Below are 22,577 nucleotides of genomic sequence, written 5' to 3' on the forward strand. Positions count from 1 at the left end.
AAAATCAAATTGACTTACGCCGTTTGCAGACGTAGCAATAAAGCATGGACATGAGGAAGATCGACCTCGGCTTCTGGCTGCTTTTTAGCCATGATCAAATCCATTAACGTATTGTCTGGCAATTCCATCAGGCGGCCGAAGGCATCCACTTCCTCATCTGTCAGGGATTCTTCATGGGCATCCAGGAAACGCGTCAAGATCAGATCGTTTTCCAGCAAGCCGCGCCTCGCCCGCCACCGCAAACGGGCCCGCTTTACCGGGTCGCTTTGATGGGGTACCGCTTGTGACTCAGACATAATTAATTCTCTTCCATACTGACTATTTCATGCGATTCTCAGGTAACCCGTAAAAAACCGCATGAAATAGCAGCGATGCCGGAGCATCGCTGACAACAACACCTTCTTAGACCGCGCGACGCACCATCAGTTCTTTAATCTTACCGATAGCACGGGTAGGATTCAGACCTTTAGGACAGACATCCACACAGTTCATGATTGTGTGGCAACGGAACAGACGATACGGATCTTCCAGATTGTCCAGGCGCGCACCAGTTGCTTCATCACGGGAATCAGCAATGAAACGGTATGCCTGCAACAAACCTGCAGGGCCAACGAATTTGTCCGGATTCCACCAGAAAGACGGGCAGGAAGTCGAACAGCAGGCGCACAGGATGCATTCATACAGACCATCCAGTTCTTCCCGTTCGGCAGGTGACTGCAAACGTTCTTTTTCTGGTGGAATGGAATCATTCATCAGATAAGGCTTGATGGAATTATATTGCTTGAAGAATTGCGTCATATCCACGATCAGGTCGCGAATCACTGGCAAGCCAGGCAAAGGACGCAATTTGATAGGCTCAGTCAATTCGTTCAGGTTGGTGGTACAGGCCAGACCATTCTTGCCATTGATGTTCATGGCGTCAGAACCACACACACCTTCACGGCATGAACGGCGCAGCGCCAGGGAATCATCAACGTCAGACTTGATGCGCTGCAATGCATCCAACAACATCTTGTCGGTATCTTGCAGTTCTACTGTCAGATCCTGCATGTAAGGCTTGGCGTCCTTGTCCGGATCGTAGCGATATATTTGGAATTTTAGTGTACGTGCCATATCGGTATCTCTTTAGAATGTACGTGGTTTCGGTTTGAAGGTTTCCACAGTCAGTGGTTTGGTCACGACTGGCTTGTAGTCGAGGCGATTGCCTTCGGAATACCACAAGCTATGCTTCATCCAGTTAACGTCGTCGCGTTGTTCGTAATCACGGTGTGCATGCGCACCACGGGATTCTTTACGGGCGGCGGCCGATGTAATCGTTGCCTTGGCTGTTTCGATCAGGTTATCCAGTTCCAGCGCTTCTACCCGTGCAGTATTGAAGACCTTGGATTTATCCTTGAAAGAAACATGCTTGCGACGCTCATCAAGCTCCATAATTTTCTTGTAGCCGGTTTGCAGCAATTCATCAGTACGGAACACGCCGCAGTATTGCTGCATGGTGGCACGAATATCATTGGCAACGTCTTGTACGCGCTCGGAACCGGTACTGGTTTCCAGCTTGGACAAACGTGACAGCGCCAGATCAGCTGCATCAGCCGGCAAATCCTTGTTGCTGCGTTCTTTGAGCTTGCTGGCAACCACGTGATTACCGGCAGCACGACCAAACACCAGCAAATCGAGCAGCGAATTGGTACCCAGACGGTTGGCACCGTGCACAGATACGCAGGCGCACTCGCCGATTGCGTACAAACCATTGACGATTTCACTGCCACCGTTTTTCGGCGCCACTACCTGACCATAGATATTGGTCGGGATACCGCCCATCTGATAGTGAATGGTAGGAACGACAGGAATCGGTTCTTTGGTCGCATCCACGTTGGCAAACTTGTGGGCGATTTCCAGGATCGATGGCAGGCGTTTCTGTATCGTTTCAGCACCGATGTGGCGCAGATCCAGCATGACGTGATCCTTGTTCGGACCACAGCCACGGCCTTCCTTGATTTCCTGGTCCATAGAACGCGAAACGAAGTCACGCGGTGCCAGGTCTTTCAGCGTAGGCGCATAACGTTCCATGAAACGCTCACCCTGGCTATTCACCAGGATACCGCCTTCACCGCGCACGCCTTCGGTAATCAAAACACCCGCACCAGCAACACCGGTTGGGTGGAATTGCCAGAATTCCATATCTTCCAGCGGCAAGCCAGCACGTGCAGCCATGCCCATACCGTCACCGGTATTGATAAATGCATTGGTCGACGCTGCCCAGATACGACCGGCACCGCCAGTGGCAAATATCGTGGTTTTGGCTTCCAGCATCATGACTTCGCCAGTTTCCATTTCCAGCGCAACAACACCCAGCACATCACCGTCCGCATCGCGGATCAGGTCAATCGCCATCCATTCAACAAAGAAATGGGTACGGGCGCGCACATTGCGCTGATACAGGGTATGCAGCAAGGCGTGACCGGTACGGTCAGCTGCAGCACAGGCACGCTGTACAGGTTTTTCACCGAAATTGGCAGTGTGACCGCCAAATGGACGCTGATAAATGGTGCCATCGGCATTACGGTCAAACGGCATACCAAAATGTTCGAGTTCGTACACGACTTTTGGCGCTTCACGGCACATGAATTCGATCGCATCCTGGTCACCCAGGTAATCGGAACCCTTGACCGTGTCAAACATGTGCCAGTACCAGTTATCTTCCGACATATTGCCCAGGGAAGCACCAATACCGCCCTGCGCTGCTACCGTATGAGAACGGGTAGGAAATACTTTCGACAGTACCGCGACATTCAGGCCAGCTTCAGCCAGTTGCAGCGAAGCACGCATGCCAGAACCGCCAGCACCAACGATGACCGCGTCAAAACGGCGGCTAGGAATTGTGGATTTAATTGCAGCCACTTTTATACTCTCCACAAAATCTGTGCAGCATAGCCAGCACAAGCAATCAGCCACAGAATAGTGGCAACCTGAAATACCAGACGCACAAAGACGCTGTGTGTCACATAATCCATCCAGACATCACGCATACCTACCCAGGCGTGATACAACAGGCAAACGATGACAGAGAATGTCGCCAGCTTGAACCATTGCATGGCGAATATGCCAGCCCACGCTTCGTAACTGAAATTTTTGCCAGTCAAAAACAGACCAAGCAAAATCACTGTATACAAAGCCATCACGATTGCCGTGACACGTTGCGCCAACCAGTCGCGCAAGCCATAGCTTGCACCTACGACCAGGCGCTTTGGACCAATATTGTTATTTGCCATCAAAATACTCCAAACAATTTCAGGCCTGTCAAAGCAGCCAACACCAGGCTGATCACCAGAACACTGACCGCCGACTTGCGTGCAGATTCCTTATTCAGACCAAAGTGAAGATCCATGAACAAATGACGAATACCCGCACAGAAATGATGCAAGTACGCCCAGACCAGGGCAAGGATGACCAACTTGACAAAAACATTAGGTGCAATAAAACCCTGCAATTCAGCGAACGTCGTTTCTGAAGTGAGACTTTTATCGAGCAAATACAAAATGAAAGGCAACAACAAGAACATCAACATTCCACTGCCACGATGCAAGATGGAAACAAAGCCCGCCAGTGGCAGCCTGTAGCCAGTCGCATCTATCAGGCGCATTACACCAAAGCGCGGTCTGGTTTTTACTACTTCAGACATAAATAATCTCCCCATTAACTAGTCTGTACATAAACCTTGCAATTTTCGCTCATTTTGGTGCATTGCACCAACAAAAATCAGTCCAATTTACAAAATATCGCTATCTTAAACCCAAACCCAACACTCTCGCTGAGCACGGATCAACGCGAAACCAGGCAATCCCACTTGAAATGCAGCCATTGATGCTGCCAGCAACGTGGCAATAACAGCCGGTACTGGTGTAGTGCTGCACTAGCTCAATTCATTTCGGTAGTGATGATTAACTGTCAGGTACAAACCACGACGCAACTCAACCGGCTTATCACCATACGTGAAAGAAACCCGCTCCACATTGAGCAAAGGCATGCCGACCTCAACATTCAGCAAGGGAGCGACTTGCTCATCTGCGCAGACAGCACGAATCTGCTCCGAGGCGCGGATCATGTGGGTGCCGAATTCGGTTTCAAACAGGCCATACATCGGCCCCTTGTATTCATTCAGGCGTTCGGCGGTCAGTCCTTTGAAGATGGAACCAGGCAACCACAAATCATCCAGAATGGTAGGCACGCCAGAAAAAGACTGCACACGGCGGATGAAAACAACGGAATCCCCGGATTTGATATCCAGCAGACGCGCCACCTCGGCTGGTGCACGCATGCGCTTGACTTCAACAATTTTATTTTCGGGGTAATGCGGCACACCTTCGTCCGGCGCCAGCCGCAAGAAACGAAACTGCGAGCGCGCCTCGTGATGGGTCGCCACAAAGGTTCCCTTGCCCTGCCGGCGCACCACCAGGTTTTCTGCCGACAACTCATCAATCGCCTTGCGCACCGTACCCTGGCTGACCTTGAAGCGGCTGGCCAATTCCATTTCACTGGGAATTAGCTCGCCCGGCTTCCACTCACCCGATTGCAGGCTCTGGGTGATCAGGGCTTTTATCTGTTGATATAATGGGCTGAATGTAGGCGAAGCACTCAAGGACGAAGCAGCAGCACCTGTACCAGGCGTAGCTGGACTGACAGGCTGATTACTTGCGATAGGAATGATTGAGTTCATAGACTGCAATTTCACCACGAAACCACCCATCCCGTCCAGAACAAAGTGTCAAGTAATATGTCTTATATAAGACATAAGATATTCATTGACACTTCAGCGCACAGCACCTAAACTCTCGGGGAATATAATTGGCAGCCTGCCCACAGCAGTAGTCAGCACTGCTGCCACACCAGTGCAATATAGTTCGAACGTCTTTAATGTAAAGGAAGAAAAACGGCTTCAGCGCTGATTTTGGCTGACTGGCATGGTTTTCAACGGTATCATTAAGCGTTTTACACAGTGCCCGCAACATTCACACGTCCTGCGGGCAAGGCATTTGTTTGAAATTCGTTTTTACACCACTTCGGAGATGCATCATGGCGAAATCCCCTATGCGCGTAGCTGTTACCGGCGCCGCAGGCCAAATCGGCTATTCCCTTCTATTCCGTATCGCCAATGGCGACATGCTGGGCAAAGACCAGCCAGTGATACTGCAATTGTTAGAAATCCCTGACGAAAAAGCACAAAAAGCGCTGAAAGGCGTCATGATGGAAATCGATGACTGCGCTTTCCCGTTGCTGGCCGGCATGTCTGCTCACAGCGATCCACTGACAGCATTCAAGGACATCGACGTCGCCCTGCTGGTTGGCGCACGTCCACGCGGCCCAGGCATGGAACGCAAAGATCTGCTGGAAGCCAACGCACAGATTTTCACGGTACAAGGTAAGGCACTGGACGCCGTTGCTTCCCGCAACGTTAAAGTCCTGGTGGTCGGCAATCCAGCCAACACCAATGCTTACATTGCAATGAAATCGGCACCTTCCCTGCCAGCTAAAAACTTTACAGCCATGCTGCGCCTGGATCACAACCGTGCGTTGTCCCAGGTTGCTGCCAAAGTTGGCAAACCGGTTGCTGCAGTTGAAAAACTGTGCGTCTGGGGTAATCATTCCCCAACCATGTACGCTGACTATCGCTTCGCGACAGTAGATGGCGCATCCGTCAAAGACCTGATCAACGATCAAGTCTGGAACAAGGATGTGTTCCTGCCTACCGTTGGCAAACGCGGCGCTGCCATCATCGAAGCACGCGGTCTGTCTTCTGCAGCATCCGCAGCAAATGCAGCGATTGACCACGTACGTGACTGGATTCTGGGCACAAACGGCAAATGGACTACCATGGGCATCGCTTCCGATGGCTCTTATGGCATCCCTGAAGGCACCATGTTCGGCTTCCCTGTCACCACAGAAAACGGCGAATACAAGATCGTTCAAGGTCTGGAAATCGACGAATTCTCCCGCGAACGCATCAACATCACTCTCAAAGAGTTGCAAGAAGAGCGTGATGGCGTGAAACACCTGGTAGGTTAATCAAGTCTGAGACAGTCTGCGGCCACTCGCCGCAGACTGCCTCAATCAAGACGCCATATTCAAGATGCATCCCTCCTCTGTGCTTTTTCAGGATCAGTTACCACCGGTGTTTTTACCGGTCTGCGATCACTATGCCGGCTCTGAAAAGCTCATGCGCAAGTCCATCGCCTTACAGCAGGAACTTGGCCCCGTTTTCGATATCACGCTTGACTGTGAAGACGGCGCAGCCGCCGGCAATGAAAAAGCCCATGCCGTGCTGGTCGCGTCTTTAGTGTCGGGCACAGAAAATCTGTTTCAACGCATAGGCGTGCGCGTGCACGACCTGCATCATCCTGCCTTTGAGCAGGACTTATCCATTATCCTGCCCACTGCCGCCACCAAACTGGCCTATGTGGTTTTGCCGAAAGTGGAGAGTGTGGCCGAGGTGCAGTCTGCCCTCAGCCGTATCAATCGCCACGCGCAGAAGGCAGATGGCAGCCTGATACCTGTCCATGTATTAATAGAAACACATGGCGCCCTGGCTGAAGTAAGGGACATTGCTGCCCTGCCCCAGGTGCAGTGCCTGTCATTTGGCCTGATGGACTTTGTATCCGCCCATTACGGTGCCATTCCAGCCACAGCCATGCGCTCGCCCGGACAGTTTGAGCATCCACTGGTACTACGCGCCAAGCTGGAAATAGCTGCCGCCTGTCATCATCATGGAAAAATCCCCTCGCATAATGTGACCACAGAAATCCGGGACAAGGACGTGGTCGCCAATGATGCGCGCCGTGCCGCCCAGGAATGCGGCTATACCCGCATGTGGAGCATACATCCGGACCAGATTAAGGCCATAGTTGGCGCGCTGACGCCCCCCAACCAGGAAATCGATGAAGCCGTATCCATCCTGTCATCAGCCAAAGCGCATCAATGGGGACCAATACAGTGGCAAGGACAGCTACACGACCGCGCCAGTTACCGCTACTATTGGACAGTTTTAAAAAAGGCCCAGTTTGGGCAAGTTGTATTACCAGAAGCAGCACGAGAATTACTCTAGGGAGACCCTCATGAAATTACTTTCTTTTATCAGCCTGGCATTTGCCGCATGCGCAATGCTCACTGCCAACGTCCACGCAGTGGAAGCACCACATAGCAAAACCAAGGTCGGTGCCAAAACAGCGAAACCAGCTGCCGCTGCGGCCAGCAAAGAAAGCGATGAGCCAGAACCGGACATACAACAGCACAGCAGTTTCGAATACAAATGTGAACTGGGTAATTCATTGACGATGTACATCAACCCTGAAGATACTGACCACGTTGCCATGCGCTGGAAAAAACGTTTGTACCGCTTGTCCAAGGTGGACACGACGACCGGTGCCGTGCGTTTTGAAAACCGCAAATCAGGTTTGATCTGGATAGGTATTCCGGCAAAAGGCCTGTTACTCGATTCACTCAAGGGTCAGCAACTGGCCAATGAATGCAAGACCGCAACACCTGCCCTGGCAGAAGTGGATAACACCAAAGCGACACCGGTACTTCTAAAATAATATTCATCAAATAAAAAAGTAGTAGCAAGTAAATTTTCTGATCGTTGATTTTTGTAAATAAGGAACAGCCATGAGCCAAAATGCGTACAAAGATGCATTCAAAACCCTGAAAGATTTCAAAATTTCAGACACCAAGAAAGGCAAGTTCTTTTCTTTGCCCGCACTGGAAAAAAATCTCGGTGTAAAAATCTCCCGTCTGCCCGTTTCCATCCGCGTGGTTCTGGAATCGGTATTGCGTAACTGCGACGGCAAAAAAGTTACTGATGAACATGTAAAGCAATTGGCCAACTGGAGCGCAACCGCCACCCGCACCGATGAAATTCCTTTCGTCGTTTCCCGCGTTGTCCTGCAAGATTTCACGGGCGTCCCTTTGCTGGCCGACCTGGCTGCCATGCGTAACGTCGCCGCCAAGCAAGGTAAAAACCCTAAGAACATCGAACCTTTGGTGCCGGTTGATCTGGTGGTTGATCACTCTGTACAGATCGATCATTTCCGCGAAAAGAAAGCGCTGGACCTGAACATGAAACTGGAATTCCAACGCAATAACGAGCGTTACCAGTTCATGAAATGGGGTATGCAGGCATTTGATACTTTTGGCGTGGTTCCTCCTGGCTTTGGTATCGTTCACCAGGTTAACCTGGAATACCTGGCACGCGGTGTACACAAAATCAAAGATGCCAAGAAAAACGACGTGTACTATCCGGACACACTGGTAGGTACTGATTCCCACACCACCATGATCAACGGTATCGGCGTAGTCGGCTGGGGCGTGGGTGGTATCGAAGCGGAAGCCGGCATGCTGGGCCAGCCTGTCTACTTCCTGACACCGGACGTGGTCGGCGTCAACCTGACTGGCGCATTGCGCGAAGGTTGTACTGCAACGGATCTGGTACTGACCATCACAGAATTGCTGCGTAAAGCCAAGGTAGTTGGCAAGTTTGTTGAATTCTTCGGCGAAGGCACACGTTCCCTGTCGCTGACAGACCGCGCCACCATCGCCAACATGGCACCAGAATACGGCGCCACCATGGGTTTCTTCCCGGTTGATGAAGCAACGATAGATTACTTCAAAGGCACAGGCCGCACCAAGGCAGAAATCGATGCATTCGAAGGCTATTTCAAAGCCCAGAAAATGTTCGGCATCCCTAACGCTGGCGACATCGACTACACCACCGAAATCTCGCTGGATCTGTCCACCGTTGCACCTTCCCTGGCTGGCCCGAAACGCCCACAGGATCGCATTGAAATCGGTCACGTCAAATCCACTTTCGCCGACCTGTTTGCCAAACCAACATCTGAAAACGGCTTCAACAAAAAAGCCGAAGATCTGGATGCGGTCTACACCAATAGCGATGGCGTCAAAGTCAAAAACGGCGATGTCCTGATCGCTGCAATTACTTCCTGCACCAATACATCCAATCCTAGCGTCTTGCTGGCAGCTGGCTTGCTGGCCAAGAAAGCGGTAGAAGCTGGCTTGAAAGTGGCGCCACATATCAAGACTTCGCTGGCTCCTGGCTCGCGCGTCGTCACCAAATACCTGGAAGCGGCAGGCTTGCTGCCTTACCTGGAAAAACTCGGCTTCGGCGTCACCGCTTATGGCTGTACAACCTGTATCGGCAATGCCGGTGATCTGACACCAGCGATGAATGAAGCGATTGTTGCCAACGACATCGTGGCTTCTGCCATCCTGTCTGGCAACCGCAACTTTGAAGCACGGATTCACCCGAATATCCGCTCCAACTTCCTGGCATCTCCGCCGTTGGTGGTGGCTTACGCCATCGCTGGCAACATGACCAGAGACCTGATGACAGAGCCAGTTGGCCGCGTTAAAGGCAAGGATATTTTCCTGGGTGACATCTGGCCTACCAGTGCTGAAATCAACAAGCTGATGAAGTATGCGATGAATTCCAAGACCTTCAAGGAAAACTATGCAGACGTCAAAGGTGCACCAGGCAAACTGTGGGAAAACATCCAGGGCGTCGCTGAAGGCGAAGTCTACAACTGGCCTACTTCCACCTACATCGCTGAGCCACCCTTCTTTGCTGATTTCACGATGGAACCAAAAGCAGCGGCAACCGGCATCACTGGTGCGCGCGCATTGGGCGTGTTTGGTGATTCCATCACGACCGATCACATCTCACCAGCTGGCTCGATCAAGGAATCCAGCCCTGCAGGTAAATGGCTGAAAGAAAACGGCGTTTTGAAGGCTGATTTCAATTCCTACGGCTCACGTCGTGGCAACCATGAAATCATGATGCGCGGCACATTTGCCAACGTGCGTATCAAAAACCTGATGATCCCGGCGAAGGAAGATGGCTCCCGCGTTGAAGGCGGCGAAACCCTGTTTCAGCCAACCGGCGAACCGATGGCAATTTACGATGCAGCGATGAAATACATTGCAGACGGCGTACCGACCATGATTTTCGGTGGCGAAGAATACGGCACAGGCTCTTCCCGTGACTGGGCAGCAAAAGGCACACAATTGCTGGGCGTGAAAGCAGTCATCGCCCGTTCTTTTGAACGTATCCACCGCTCCAACCTGGTTGGCATGGGCGTATTGCCGCTGCAATTCCTGGGTACTGACAGTGTTGACAGCCTGGGCATCACAGGTACTGAATCGTACGACCTGAAAGGCATAGAAGATGAAATCAAGCCACAGCAAGAAGTGACTCTGGTCATCCACCGTGCCAATGGCGATAAACAGGAAGTCAAAGTCCTGTTGCGCATCGATACGCCTATCGAAGTTGACTACTACAAACATGGCGGCATCCTGCCATTCGTATTGCGTCAATTGCTGGCTGCGTAATTAACAAAAGAAGCAAAAATCAGCAAACATAAGCAATACCCATGCGCTGTACATTAATCCCCGTCACGGGGATTAAATAAGAAAGGTGAATTTCTTTTGAAATTCACCTTTCTTTCTTTTGTGCTGTGGCAATGCAAGAATGATGTAAGCAAGGACATCTAAGCTTGTCGCATCTTATAAGTACAATTCTGGAGACAAACATGTGGAAAATTCTCGTCGGCTTTATTATTTTTGCAGCCGCTGCCCTGCTCCTGATTTTCAAGGCAGGCGACAAAGTGGATATGCAAGGCGAAGCAGCCGGCCATAATCCTACTGAAGTTCACTCAGCTTCGGCCAGTGCATCCGGGCCAGAAACGCCTGTGGCACCAGTGGCACCTGTCGCGGCTTCAGCTACCGCTACACCAGCACCCGCATCTGACGCGACAGCCAGCAGCGCCAGCAAATAATTTCGCTATGCTATGTGCATGGGCCGACCGTTTGCAGTCTGCCCATTCTTGCACTTGCACCTGCATCTCTACTCAATATCAACACAGTCCAATCCAACTCACGTCATTTGCGCCAATGCCTGTTCGATATCGGTAATCAAATCTGCGCTGTCTTCCAACCCTATATTGAAGCGCACCAAGATACCTTTGTGCGGCCAGTGCTGACGCATTTGTTCAATGCGATAAGGCACGCACAAGCTATGCGCCCCACCCCAGCTAAAACCGATCTTGAACAGCTTCAGGCTATCGACAAAACCATCGGTCTGTTGCTCTGTGTATTTCTCATCAAATAAAACCGAGAACAAGCCACCGGCACCAGTAAAGTCGCGCTGCCAGATTTCATGACCCGGACAGCCTGGCAATGCCGGATGCAATACCGTACTGATTTCTGGCCGCGTCTTTAACCATGCAGCGACCTGGCGTGCACTTTGGTCATGCGCCTGGAAACGCAATTGCAGCGTTGGCAGATTGCGCAACACCAGGTAAACATCATCCATGCCGACACCAAAGCCCAGGCGCATATGCGCTGTCTGCAAACGGATATTCAATGCCCCGTCACGGGTAATCACTGCCCCCATCAAAACGTCCGAACCACCACTCTGGTATTTGGTCAGCGCCTGCATGATGATATCGATGCCATGTTCAAACGCCGGAAAGGCAATCCCGCCAGACCAGGTATTGTCCAGCGCCACCAACACCCCACGTGCGTGGGCGGCGGCACATATCGCCGGCACGTCCGGCACTTCCATGGAAACCGAGCCAGGAGCCTCGGCCCAGATCAATTTGGTGTTATCACGAATCAGCGCAGCAATGCCCGCCCCGATCAGGGGGTCGTAATAACTGACATGGACACCAAAACTGCGCGACAGCCAGTCTGCCAGTTCGCGATTCGGGCTATACACATTGTCCGGGATCAGCACATGATCACCACTCGCCAGAAAAGCCATATTCACCAGCGTGATGGCGGCCAGCCCGCTCGGTGTCAGCAGGCAATGCTTGCCCTGCTCTATCTCGGCCAGCCTGGCTTCCAGCGTGAAGCTGGTTGGTGTGCCGTGCAGGCCATAGGTATAAGCAGATTTGTCTTGCCAGCTTCGGGAACGCATGGACGCCACATCCGTAAACAATACGGTGGAAGCATGATGTATCGCGACAGGGAGAGCCCCAAAACCGTCTGGTGCTTCGTAATCGCTATGAATGACGCGGGTATTGAATCCGCGTTGAGAATTTGAATTTTCCGACATGGCCACTTTTTCTTTGATTAAGATATCCACAGATGAAGGGCTATGTTAACGCAGAACCGGGACTTTGCGCTTCAGGATTTCACCAGGCTGCACTGGCCTGTACCTGGATGGGTTACAGTTTGAGCTGCGTCCATGACAAGACGATTAGCAACACCGCTGACCTCATCAGCACAATGCATGTGTCAGTGCATTTTTTAAACGAAGACGGATCCGATACCCTTATGCAAAAAATCCGTGTAGCCACATTCCAGCGCCGCCCCTTATTTGATGACATCGCCGGCACCCTGGCTCGCCTGCAGGACGATTTGGCCTGGTGTGACAATCAGGGTGTGGAACTGGCTGTATTTCCTGAATGTTATTTGCAGGGATACACCAGCGATCAGCAAATCATTGCGCGTCGGGCCATCGCTGTTGACAGCCCTTCGTTCAATGACATACTGACGAAGTTATCCCCTTTTTCCACCGATTTGATTATTGGTTTTGTCGAGCAAGGCATAGACGGTTACTATAACTCTGCTGCACTTATCGGCAAAGGCAAGCTGCGCGGCATCTACGCCAAAAATCACCCGCAAGAACAGGCATTTTTACCAGGCCGCGACATGCCTGTTTTTCAGAAATCAGGTTTTTTATTTGGCATCAATATCTGCTTTGATGCGAATTTCCCTGATTGCGCAAAACGGCTCAGCACACAAGCTGCTCGCCTGATCTGCTACCCGCTTAATAATATGCTTGCTGTCGCCACTGCTGACAAATGGCGGCACAAGAGTGTAGAGAATCTACGCCAGAGAGCCATCGAAACAGCTTGCTGGGTCGTTTCTTCTGACATTGTTGGTGTATCGGGTGACAAGCTTAGCCACGGCTGCACATGCATCGTCAACCCGCAAGGCGAGATAGTCGCCCGCGTGACGCAAGGGGTTGAGGGTGTAGTGGTTTTTGACGTTGGATAAAGCGGGGCAATCAGGCCATGGTAATGGCCCGGGCCCGGTGATTTACTTGACTGGCTTGCCTTGTGGCTGTGCCGTTTTATTTTTTCTGGCTTTTGCAGGCGGGACCAGTTCCAGCACAAAATCCTTGCTGACTTTGCCATCGTCCGATTGCCAGATACCGCGTATGACATTGTCTTTCAGTTCACCATCCCACTGACCAGACACGTCCGTACCATCTTCGGATTCTTCCATGCTGAGTTTATTGCCGCTGATTTCACCAGCAAGTAAAATCTTCTTGCCATGATTGCGCTTGCCACCTGCGACGACATAGTTACCTTCGACGCTATCCCTGTCTTCGGGCTTTGGCTGTATATGCATCGTCACCTTGTCGTCGCCCAGCTTGCCGCGCAATTCCACCGGTTTGGCAAACTGCGGGTTAGACATAGGCGCAAATGGCTGAGCTTGCACTGGCAAACCCAAACTACTCATCAATACCATCAGCAGCAACACTTTCAACACCGGCATGACGCGCATCAAACTGCCTCGCCCCACAGGTCATGGGCATCGGCGGCGGTAATGGTGACATCGACAAATTCACCAACCTTCAGTTTGCGATGTGGCTCAAACGGTGGCTTGACGTAGACCACACCATCAATTTCAGGTGCATCGGCAGAACTGCGGCCAACGCCGCCACTGCGATCCAGGGAATCAATCAATACACGCATGGTTTTACCGACTTTGGCCTGCAGGCGTTTTTTGGATATGCCTTCTTGCAATTCCATGACGCGGCGGCGGCGATCTTCGCGCACTTCATCCGGCAATTGATTCTCAATTTCATTCGCTGTCGCGCCTTCGACCGGCGAATAGGCAAAACAGCCCAGACGGTCAATCTCTGCTTCTTTCAAGAAATCCAGCAGGTATTCGAATTCTTCTTCGGTCTCGCCAGGGAAACCGGCGATGAAGGTCGAGCGTATGGTGATGTCCGGGCACATCGCACGCCAGGCTTTGATGCGTTCAATATTTTTCTCGCCACTGGCCGGGCGCTTCATGCGCTTCAACACATCCGGGTGGGCATGCTGCAAAGGCACGTCCAGATACGGCAGTACATGGCCATTGTTCATGAAAGGGATAATCTGATCGACATGCGGGTACGGATACACATAGTGCAGACGCACCCAGGCGTCATATTGTTTGGCCAGTTCACCCAGGGCTTCGACCAGTTGCGTCATATGGGTTTTGACAGGCTTGCCATTCCAGAAGCCCGTGCGGAACTTGATATCCACCCCATAGGCGCTGGTGTCCTGGGAAATCACCAGCAATTCCTTGACGCCGGCTTTGAACAGGTTTTCTGCTTCCAGCATGACATCGGCAATCGGGCGCGATACCAGGTCGCCGCGCATGGATGGGATGATGCAAAAACTGCAGCGATGGTTACAGCCTTCGGATATTTTCAGGTAGGCAAAATGTTTTGGTGTCAGCTTGACACCCTGGGCCGGCACCAGATCAAAGAAGGGCTCATGGGGTTTTGGCAAATGCTTGTGCACAGCGGCCATGACTTCACCCACTGCATGCGGGCCAGTCACTTCCAGTACTTTAGGGTGGATGGACTGTATCATGTCCTTGCCATCAGCCCCCTTCTTGGCACCCAGGCAACCGGTCACGATGACCCTGCCGTTTTCAGCCAGCGCCTCACCTATCGCGTCCAGCGATTCCTGCACGGCAGCATCAATAAAACCGCAAGTATTGACAATGACCAGGTCAGCACCGTCATAGGATTTGGCGGTGTCATACCCTTCGGCACGCAGTTGGGTGAGGATCTGTTCGGAGTCAACCAGGGCTTTCGGACAACCGAGAGAGACAAACCCAACCTTGGGTGCGTTGGCAGGTTCTTGACGACGGATTTCAATGATAGACATAACGGATACTTAATAGCAAAAAATAGCAAAAAGGGTACAAAAGCGAATCCGCTATTGTACCCTTTGCCATCTCACCTTGCCGTATGAATGGCAATTTTCCTGATAAATCAGGGGCTTAAGTAAGATCGTCTATCTATATAATTTACTTTTTATTCACATCTTCCGGATTAAACGGGAAGACATTGAACATATTTTTGGCCTGGCTTTGCATCTGCTCTTGCATTTGCACAAACAGATTCTTGCTCTGTTCTATGTAGTTGCCCATCATGCCCTGCATCATCGGACCCTGCACATTCATGAACTGTGTCCACATTTCGGGGCTGAAGGGCTTGCCTTCGTAAATGCCTTTTGAGTTTTCTGCCAGCTTGTTCTGGATATCGATAAAGGCCTGGACGTTTTTTTCCAGATAATTGCCCATCATACCCTGCATGGCATGTCCGTAATAACGGATGATCTGCGACAGGACAACACTGGAGAACATCGGGCTTCCGCCAGCTTCTTCTTCCAGAATGATCTGCAACAAAATGCTGCGTGTCAAATCCTCGCCGGATTTGGCATCGACCACTGCGAAATCGTCGTTTTCGAGTACGAACTGCTTCACGTCGACCAGTGTGATGTAGCTACTGGTCTGGGTGTCGTACAGACGGCGATTCGGGTATTTTTTGATCAGATGCTGTGTTGATTTTTTTGCGCTATTCATTGAAATCTCAGTTAATCACTTCGATATCCAGCCACATCATGAAAGCTTTCTCACAAGCGTGGCGCAGACTAATTCACGCAAACAAGACTTCAGACTGGTGGTGGCTACTGGGTAGCCACTATCCGAAACCATGTTTGTCCCCTTTATTATTGCATCTTTTAAATTGCGACTTGCAAAAGACATGCCCATCGAAATCTTGCGACCTGATGGGCATATTTTACCGCACTGCGGCAGAAAGACAGCAATAAGAGAACTAAAAAGCCTATTTAAAACTGTTTACTCTAAATAATTCCCACATTAAAGATTATTGGGCATTAGCCCATATGCAAGCCGCCATTGATGGAGAAGTCAGAACCAGTGGCATAACCACCTTCATCCGAAGCGATCCAGGCAACGATGGAAGCGATTTCTTCAGGCTCAGCCAGACGTTTGACGGGAATACCGGCAACGATCTTTTCCAGTACATCAGGACGTATGGCCTTGACCATGTCGGTACCGACATAGCCTGGTGACACGGTATTGACGGTGACACCCTTGGTGGCAACTTCTTGCGCCAGGGCCATACTGAAACCATGGATACCGGCCTTGGCAGTCGAATAATTGGTTTGACCAAACTGGCCCTTTTGACCATTGACAGAGGAAATATTGATAATACGGCCCCAACCACGGTCTACCATGCCATCAATGACTTGTTTGGTGACATTGAACAGGGAATTCAGATTGGTATCCATGACCGCATCCCAATCTCCTTTACTCATCTTGCGGAACTGACCGTCGCGGGTAATACCGGCATTGTTGACCAGCACGTCAACTTCACCGATTTCTGCCCTGACTTTTTCGAAAGCAGCCCTGGTGGATTCCCAGTCAGATACATTACCTTCCGACGCATGAATATCCAGGCCTTCGGCGCGCATATCCGCCAGCCATTTGTCTTTACGGGCAGAATTCGGGCCGCAACCGGCCACCACGATATAGCCGTCTCTGCACAGACGACGGCAAATTGGAGTGCCGATACCACCCATACCACCAGTTACATACGCTACACGTTTTGACATATTGTTCTCCTGATTAAAATTTTATATTAATTATAACAAAAACGATCAATCTGCTCTTACTTTGACATAACGTCCCGGTGCCACTTCTATCGCCGGGAAGTCCGGGCTGCCAGGTTTGGCTGGCGCCTTGACCATTTTTCCACCATGCTCTTTAAGGAAATCAGCCCATTCTGGCCACCAGCTACCCGGATGTTCGGTCGCATCGGCAAACCATTTATCGGCATCCAAACCCGTCTGGGTATTGGTCCAGTAATTTCTTTTCTTTTTCGCCGGAGGGTTGACCACACCGGCAATATGTCCTGAGGCTCCCAGCAAAAATCGATTCTTGCTCTTGTGACGCGGGTTCAACAGGCTGGTTGATGCGTAGGCCGCCTGCCAGGGGACGATATGGTCGTCGCGTGAGCCATAGATAAAGCATGGGGCATCAATTTTACCCAGATCCACCTTGCTCCCGGCCACGGTCAGTGCGCCAGGCTGCCTGAGTTTGTTTTCCAGATACGTATTGCGCAGATACCAGCAAAACATCGGGCCTGGCAAATTGGTGCTGTCCGCATTCCAGTACAAGAGATCAAAGGGAGGTGGTGCCTCGCCCTTGAGATAATTCGACTGCACATAATTCCAGACCAGATCGTTCGCGCGCAGGGCAGAAAAGGTGCTGGCCAGGTCGCGGCCTGGCAACAGTCCACCCTGCCCTATGGTCTGCTCACGCATCTTGACCTGCATTTCATCGATAAACACGTCCAGCACGCCCGTCTGCGAGAAATCCAGCAGTGTCGTCAGCAAGGTCAGGCTGGCAGCGGGATGCTGGCCCCTGTCAGCAAGGACGGACAAGGCGGTAGAAATGATGGTGCCGCCAACGCAAAAACCAAATGCATTGATTTTGTCCTGCTTGCTGATTTCCTGTACCACGCTGATGGCCTTGATGGCACCGTCTTCGATGTAATCATCCCAGGTGACATCTGCCATGCTTTCATCCGGATTGGCCCATGACACCAGGAACACGGTATGCCCTTGCTCAACCGCATAATGGACGACGGAATTTTCTGGCTGCAGATCGAGGATATAGAATTTATTGATGCAGGGCGGCACCATCAGCAAGGGGCGCTGATGCACGGTCTTGGTGGCCGGCTGGTACTGTATGAGTTGGAATAACTTGTTTTCAAACACCACGTTGCCTGCCGACGTGGCCACATTCTTGCCGACTTCAAAGGCGGATTCGTCAGTCTGTGAAATCCTGCCTTTTTGCATGTCCGCCAGCATCTGGCTGATGCCTTTGGCCAGGCTTTCGCCTTTGCTCTCGATCAGCTTGCTTTGGGCTTCGGGATTGGTCACCAGGAAATTGGCGGGTGACATGGCATCGATCATTTGCTGCACCGCAAAACCGATTTTTTGTTTTGTCTTGGCGGGAGCCTGTACAGCCTCTGCCAATGCCATTAAAAACCGTGCATTCAACAGATAAGACGCTGCACTATAAGAATGCATGGCATGGTTATGCCAGTCCGGTGCGGCAAAACGCCTGTCCTTCAGGTCGGGTAATTTGGACAGGGAAAAGTCTTGCCATAACTGGGCCAGCTCTTGCATGTACTCACGTTGCAGGCGAGTCATGGTGGCCGGTTCGATCAGCGCACCCAGTTCCTTGAGCATGTCCCCAGAGGGCATTTGCATTTGATTCAAGGGCGAGGCAGGTAACATCCAGTCCTGCCAATTTTTTTGATTCACTAGCTGTGACATCCACTCGGAGTACATAGCTTGAGGATCGAAAGTCTTCATGCGTGCCTCCTGTTTTTCGCGTATCGTTTCGAAATAATTTTAAGCTTTCCGTTTTGCCTGCGGTGAGTGTTCCGGGATAAATCCCTACCCATGGTTGCTTGCCCGGCCATCCCCTATTTTTGCATTAAGGTTAGTATGTATATCGTTGCCATCGCCTGGATCTACGTCGTTCTCATGATGTCCATCACTGAGCACTCCGTGTTCACCGGCATCATGACTTTTCTGTTCTACTGCGTTTTTCCTTTAACAATAGTTTTATACCTGATGCGCACACCACAACGCAAGCGTGAGCGACTGGAAAAACAAGCTGCACTGCAAAAACAAAGTGCTGCAAACACCGACAACCAAGACATCAGCCTGCAAAATATGCCCGATTAATCCCGATCAAAAAAAGCACAATCAAAGACGTTCGATCCAGATCATGCTGGCCATGCGACCACAGATGCCATCGCGCCGGTAAGAATAAAACTGTTGCTTTTCGCGCAGCGTGCAATGCTCGCCGCCACTGATGCGTGTCACGCCCACATCACCTAGCAATTTTCTTGCCAATCCATAAATATCAGCCAGATATTTATCCTGGCCGTTCACTGCCACTTTGGCCCGGAAATAAAGACCAATATCATCCACTTGCGGCAAAAAAGCCTGCAACACATCGCTACCCACTTCAAATTCGGCAGGGCCTATGGCCGGCCCCAGCCAGGCAAGCAACTCCCCGGCCCCGGCTTCACGCATACTGCGCACGGTATTTTGCAAGACACCCGTTGCCAGCCCACGCCAGCCGGCATGAGCCGCCGCCACCACGGTGCCATCCATGTCGGTCAACAGCACAGGCAAACAATCCGCCGTCAATACTGCACACACCAAGCCTGCCTGCGAGGAAAACACGGCATCGGCACTGACGGCACCGTGCTGCTTATTACGCAAACTGGCGGCGTCAACAGCAATATTGCCATGTACTTGTGATAGGAATATGACATCAGATGGTAATTGCCGGTTTAATTTATCCCGATTCTGTTTGACGTCCATCAAATCGTCACCAACATGATCACCGAGGTTCAATCCGGAATTGCCATCCGCATCGCCATACGCACCGCGGCTGCCACCGCCCTGACGCAGAGTGGTCATGGCGCGCACGTGGGCAGGCGCGCCCTGCCAGTCTGGCAATAACACCGGAAATGGCAACTTTTGCGTCCTTCTACCTGTATCAGCGCTCATGTAAGTTGGATGCCGGCCTGTTTTAACAGGTCAGAAAAATCATCTGCCAGACTGACTTCCCATTCGACATGCTTGCCGGTTTTGGGATGGGTCAAACCCAGTTTTCTGGCCTGCAAGGCCTGGCGCGGGAAAAACCGTGCCAGATGCTGCTTGCCGTACAAGGTATCACCCACCAGAGGGAAACCCAGGGATTGCATATGCACGCGAATCTGATGGGTACGGCCAGTTTCCAGTTGGCAGGCAACCAGACTGACCGGGAATTTTTCCAGCATGCCAGCAGCAACACGCTGGAAATGCGTGACTGCGGGTTTGGCAATGATGCTTTGAGAAACTGCCATTTTGATACGGTCACGCGGATGCCGGGCCATAGGCGCGTCCACGGTGCCAGACAGATTCGGGGTTCCCCATACCAGCGCATTGTATTCACGTTTGACGGTACGGTCTTGCAACTGCCTGACCAGTTCGGTATGGGCGACCAGGGTTTTGGCAACCACCATCAAGCCAGAGGTATCCTTGTCCAGCCGGTGAACAATACCGGCACGAGGCACGCCCAGCAAGGCTGGCCAGCGATACAGCAAGCCATTCAGCAAGGTGCCGGACCAGTTGCCCGCAGCCGGATGCACCACCATGCCTGCCGGTTTATTGATCACCAGCACGTGTTCGTCTTCAAAAACAACGTTTAAAGGAATATCTTCAGGCGCATACGCACCTTCATCCGGTGCTGCCTGGGGCTGGATGACGATGCGCTCATCCCCCAGCATGGTCATTTTTCCGCGTCCGGGCTTGCCATCGACGCTGACAAAGCCATTTTCTATCCATTGCGAGATGCGGCTGCGGGAATATTGGGGAACCAGTTTGGACAAAGTCTTGTCCAAACGCTCACCACAAGCGTCCGATGTGAGCTTTAATTCTATATTTTCGACTGCTGGCGAAAAATCTTCGTCCACTTCGGTGGTATCGTTCAGCTCTTCAAATTCAGTCTCCAGGTCGGAATCTGACAAAATCACTGTAGTAGTTGGTTTCACATTTTTTGCCATCGGCTATAATCCGTAAATTGTTTTCATGCTCACGCACAAATTTATGCACATTAAATCTTTGAAATTGCTTGTTCTGGCTATGGCCGCGTCCTTAAGTTTAAGCGGCTGCGGGGTGTTTGGAGAAAAAGGCGATGAGACCAGAACCTGGTCAGCATCAAAATTATACGCTGAAGCAAAAGACGAAATGTCCAGCGGGGGTTACGAAAAGGCAATTCAGTACTTTGAAAAACTGGAATCGCGCTTCCCTTTTGGTACTTATGCACAACAGGCTCAGATCGAAACAGCCTATGCTTACTATAAACAGGGTGACCAGGCACAGGCCCTGGCCGCCGTGGAACGTTTTATCAAACTCCACCCGAATCATAGTCATGTTGACTACATGTACTACTTGCGTGGCGTGATCAACTTCAATGATCAGGTCGGTTTGTTCAATTTCCTGGCCAATCAGGACATTACTGAACGTGACCCGAAGGCTTCACGCGACTCTTTCGACGCTTTCAAGCAGTTGGCTATTCAGTTCCCAGACAGCAAATATACGCCTGATGCCATCTTGCGTATGAAATATCTGGTCAATGCCCTGGCCCAGTACGATGTCCACGTAGCGCGTTATTACCTGCGTCGTGGCGCTTATCTGGCGGCAGCCAACCGCGCCCAGTCAGCCATCAAGGAATATCCTGACGCACCGGCGATTGAAGAAGCCATGTTCATCCTGGTTCGCTCATACGATGCCATGGGCCTGGCGGATTTGCGCAATGATGCCAATCGCGTATTTACGCAAAATTTCCCGAACAGTGACTTTGTGACAGGCAAAGGCCGTGGTCGCGATGCCTGGTGGAAGTTCTGGTAAATTGACCGAAGCATAAGCTGGCAAGAACCTGTGTACGATCTGTAGCGAGCGAGCGTCAGCGGGGAGAAGAGCAGCGCAAAAAGCGGAATGTACTTAAGACCATGAGCATTTTGAGCAGCACATGAGCCCCGATCACGCTCGCGCAGTAAGATCGTGCACAGGTTGCCTCTGACAGCCCCTTTGGGCTGTAGGGGCTATTTTATTTCCCGTCCTGATCAGCCATTTTGCGACGAAATACCCAATTGTTGCCAGTCGACGCTTCTTCGCAGTAGGCATAGCCTTCTCCATTGAAGGCTTTGATATCCTGGACGCGTCGCAGGCCATGCTGCGCACAATAACGGGCCATCAGGCCACGGGCGCGCTTGGCGTAAAAGGAAATAATTTTATACTGGCCATTTTTCCAGTCCTGAAACACCGGTGAAATGATATTGACGCCCAGCACGGCGGGTCTGACCACCTTGAAATACTCGTCAGAGGCCAGATTCAGCAAGGTTTTGGATTTTTGCTGTCGCATTGCCTCATGCAGCAACAGACTGACTTTATCACCCCAAAATGCATACAGGTTCTTGCCATGCCGGTTTGCCAGAGACGTTCCCATTTCCAGTCGATAGGCTTGCAAAACATCCAAAGGACGCAATGCTCCATATAGCCCGGACAAAATATACAGACGATTTTGCAGATATTTGACATGGCTTGCAGTCAGGCTGTGCACATCCAGACCTTCGTAGACATCTCCATTGAAAGCAAAAACGGCCTGCTTGCCCTGACCGGCCACCGGATCACGCTGCCAGGCGGCAAACCGGTCAACGTTGAGTTCGGCCAATGTTGGGGAGATGTCCATCAGCTCAGTCAGTTGCGCGGGAGAATAACGCGAGGCGACCGCAATCAATTCTTCAGCCTCATCCAGAAAATGCGGGGTGCTGGAAGTTCTGGTTTTCACCCTGGTGTCAAAATCCAGGCTTTTGGCTGGCGATATTACAATGAGCATAA

At 51.4% G+C, this 22,577-nt stretch carries 23 protein-coding genes; 8 read left to right on the top strand and 15 right to left on the bottom strand.

Annotation, left to right across the window (positions count from 1 at the left end; all coding sequences use genetic code 11):
• Positions 1–14 precede the first annotated feature (14 nt).
• The 6 genes from ACO0LM_RS03730 to ACO0LM_RS03755 all read right to left on the bottom strand — a co-directional run bounded on the left by ACO0LM_RS03730 (position 15) and on the right by ACO0LM_RS03755 (position 4,717).
• The gene (locus tag ACO0LM_RS03730) at positions 15–296 is read right to left on the bottom strand and encodes a succinate dehydrogenase assembly factor 2 (RefSeq protein WP_422986809.1); all 282 of its coding nucleotides are present in this window, start codon (positions 294–296) and stop codon (positions 15–17) included.
• Positions 297–402: 106 nt separating this feature from the next.
• Entirely contained in the window at positions 403–1,113 is a 711-nt protein-coding gene (locus ACO0LM_RS03735) for a succinate dehydrogenase iron-sulfur subunit (RefSeq protein ID WP_423034452.1), read from the bottom strand.
• Between the two features lie 12 nt (positions 1,114–1,125).
• Entirely contained in the window at positions 1,126–2,901 is a 1,776-nt protein-coding gene (sdhA, locus tag ACO0LM_RS03740; protein ID WP_423034454.1) for a succinate dehydrogenase flavoprotein subunit, read from the bottom strand.
• A gap of 2 nt (positions 2,902–2,903) precedes the next feature.
• Positions 2,904–3,272: a succinate dehydrogenase, hydrophobic membrane anchor protein gene (sdhD, locus tag ACO0LM_RS03745; RefSeq protein WP_423034456.1), complete on the bottom strand. Its 369-nt coding sequence runs from the start codon at positions 3,270–3,272 to the stop codon at positions 2,904–2,906.
• Positions 3,272–3,682 carry a succinate dehydrogenase, cytochrome b556 subunit gene (sdhC, locus tag ACO0LM_RS03750; protein WP_423034458.1) on the bottom strand — a complete coding sequence of 137 codons (411 nt, stop codon included), beginning with the start codon at positions 3,680–3,682 and terminating at the stop codon, positions 3,272–3,274. Before sdhC ends, sdhD begins: the two co-directional genes overlap by 1 nt.
• A 231-nt stretch (positions 3,683–3,913) precedes the next feature.
• Complete coding sequence (locus ACO0LM_RS03755) at positions 3,914–4,717, bottom strand: GntR family transcriptional regulator (protein ID WP_422986819.1); 804 nt, start codon at positions 4,715–4,717, stop codon at positions 3,914–3,916.
• A 356-nt stretch (positions 4,718–5,073) separates the two neighbouring features.
• On the opposite strand from ACO0LM_RS03755, the gene ACO0LM_RS03760 reads away from it, so the two are divergent.
• From ACO0LM_RS03760 to ACO0LM_RS03780, 5 genes are all read left to right on the top strand, one after another.
• Complete coding sequence (locus tag ACO0LM_RS03760) at positions 5,074–6,063, top strand: malate dehydrogenase (protein WP_422986821.1); 990 nt, start codon at positions 5,074–5,076, stop codon at positions 6,061–6,063.
• 64 nt (positions 6,064–6,127) lie between these two features.
• A complete protein-coding gene (locus tag ACO0LM_RS03765; RefSeq protein WP_423034460.1) occupies positions 6,128–7,099 on the top strand; it encodes an HpcH/HpaI aldolase/citrate lyase family protein in 972 nt (323 codons plus the stop codon).
• Between the two features lie 10 nt (positions 7,100–7,109).
• The gene (locus tag ACO0LM_RS03770; RefSeq protein WP_423034462.1) at positions 7,110–7,589 is read left to right on the top strand and encodes a hypothetical protein; all 480 of its coding nucleotides are present in this window, start codon (positions 7,110–7,112) and stop codon (positions 7,587–7,589) included.
• A 70-nt stretch (positions 7,590–7,659) separates the two neighbouring features.
• Complete coding sequence (gene acnA / locus ACO0LM_RS03775; protein ID WP_423034464.1) at positions 7,660–10,395, top strand: aconitate hydratase AcnA; 2,736 nt, start codon at positions 7,660–7,662, stop codon at positions 10,393–10,395.
• 200 nt (positions 10,396–10,595) lie between these two features.
• The gene (locus ACO0LM_RS03780; protein ID WP_423034466.1) at positions 10,596–10,841 is read left to right on the top strand and encodes a hypothetical protein; all 246 of its coding nucleotides are present in this window, start codon (positions 10,596–10,598) and stop codon (positions 10,839–10,841) included.
• A 98-nt stretch (positions 10,842–10,939) separates the two neighbouring features.
• On the opposite strand, the gene ACO0LM_RS03785 is transcribed toward ACO0LM_RS03780, so the two are convergent.
• On the bottom strand, positions 10,940–12,121 hold the full coding sequence (locus ACO0LM_RS03785) for a cystathionine beta-lyase (protein ID WP_423034468.1): 1,182 nt from the start codon (positions 12,119–12,121) through the stop codon (positions 10,940–10,942).
• A 107-nt stretch (positions 12,122–12,228) separates the two neighbouring features.
• Here ACO0LM_RS03785 and ACO0LM_RS03790 point away from each other — a divergent pair, with 107 nt between their 5' ends.
• Positions 12,229–13,068 (top strand): carbon-nitrogen hydrolase family protein, encoded by an 840-nt coding sequence (locus ACO0LM_RS03790; protein ID WP_423034649.1) that lies wholly within the window; start codon positions 12,229–12,231, stop codon positions 13,066–13,068.
• 42 nt (positions 13,069–13,110) lie between these two features.
• Here the strand turns inward: ACO0LM_RS03790 and ACO0LM_RS03795 are convergent, their stop codons facing one another.
• The 5 genes from ACO0LM_RS03795 to phaC form a co-directional block, all read right to left on the bottom strand.
• Positions 13,111–13,581, bottom strand: coding sequence for a hypothetical protein (locus ACO0LM_RS03795; RefSeq protein WP_423034470.1), 471 nt, complete (start codon positions 13,579–13,581; stop codon positions 13,111–13,113).
• The gene (gene rimO, locus ACO0LM_RS03800) at positions 13,581–14,963 is read right to left on the bottom strand and encodes a 30S ribosomal protein S12 methylthiotransferase RimO (RefSeq protein ID WP_423034472.1); all 1,383 of its coding nucleotides are present in this window, start codon (positions 14,961–14,963) and stop codon (positions 13,581–13,583) included. Before rimO ends, ACO0LM_RS03795 begins: the two co-directional genes overlap by 1 nt.
• 142 nt (positions 14,964–15,105) lie before the next feature.
• Positions 15,106–15,663, bottom strand: coding sequence for a polyhydroxyalkanoate synthesis repressor PhaR (gene phaR, locus ACO0LM_RS03805; RefSeq protein ID WP_422986840.1), 558 nt, complete (start codon positions 15,661–15,663; stop codon positions 15,106–15,108).
• Positions 15,664–15,977: 314 nt separating this feature from the next.
• Positions 15,978–16,718 carry a 3-ketoacyl-ACP reductase gene (locus tag ACO0LM_RS03810; protein WP_423034474.1) on the bottom strand — a complete coding sequence of 247 codons (741 nt, stop codon included), beginning with the start codon at positions 16,716–16,718 and terminating at the stop codon, positions 15,978–15,980.
• Positions 16,719–16,763: 45 nt separating this feature from the next.
• The gene (gene phaC, locus ACO0LM_RS03815; protein WP_423034476.1) at positions 16,764–18,488 is read right to left on the bottom strand and encodes a class I poly(R)-hydroxyalkanoic acid synthase; all 1,725 of its coding nucleotides are present in this window, start codon (positions 18,486–18,488) and stop codon (positions 16,764–16,766) included.
• Positions 18,489–18,623: 135 nt separating this feature from the next.
• Here phaC and ACO0LM_RS03820 point away from each other — a divergent pair, with 135 nt between their 5' ends.
• A complete protein-coding gene (locus ACO0LM_RS03820) occupies positions 18,624–18,866 on the top strand; it encodes a hypothetical protein (RefSeq protein ID WP_423034478.1) in 243 nt (80 codons plus the stop codon).
• A 21-nt stretch (positions 18,867–18,887) separates the two neighbouring features.
• On the opposite strand, the gene pgeF is transcribed toward ACO0LM_RS03820, so the two are convergent.
• Together pgeF and ACO0LM_RS03830 are read right to left on the bottom strand one after the other, a co-directional pair.
• Positions 18,888–19,703 (bottom strand): peptidoglycan editing factor PgeF, encoded by an 816-nt coding sequence (gene pgeF / locus ACO0LM_RS03825; protein WP_423034480.1) that lies wholly within the window; start codon positions 19,701–19,703, stop codon positions 18,888–18,890.
• Entirely contained in the window at positions 19,700–20,740 is a 1,041-nt protein-coding gene (locus tag ACO0LM_RS03830; RefSeq protein WP_423034482.1) for an RluA family pseudouridine synthase, read from the bottom strand. The genes pgeF and ACO0LM_RS03830 overlap by 4 nt, the downstream gene beginning before the upstream one ends.
• Positions 20,741–20,783: 43 nt before the next feature.
• Here ACO0LM_RS03830 and ACO0LM_RS03835 point away from each other — a divergent pair, with 43 nt between their 5' ends.
• Positions 20,784–21,587, top strand: coding sequence for an outer membrane protein assembly factor BamD (locus tag ACO0LM_RS03835; protein ID WP_422986852.1), 804 nt, complete (start codon positions 20,784–20,786; stop codon positions 21,585–21,587).
• 199 nt (positions 21,588–21,786) lie between these two features.
• Here the strand turns inward: ACO0LM_RS03835 and yaaA are convergent, their stop codons facing one another.
• Positions 21,787–22,575: a peroxide stress protein YaaA gene (gene yaaA / locus ACO0LM_RS03840; RefSeq protein WP_423034484.1), complete on the bottom strand. Its 789-nt coding sequence runs from the start codon at positions 22,573–22,575 to the stop codon at positions 21,787–21,789.
• Between the last annotated feature and the right edge of the window lie 2 nt (positions 22,576–22,577).

The organism is Undibacterium sp. Di26W (genome assembly GCF_049340265.1).
In the GTDB taxonomy this organism is placed as follows: domain Bacteria; phylum Pseudomonadota; class Gammaproteobacteria; order Burkholderiales; family Burkholderiaceae_D; genus Undibacterium.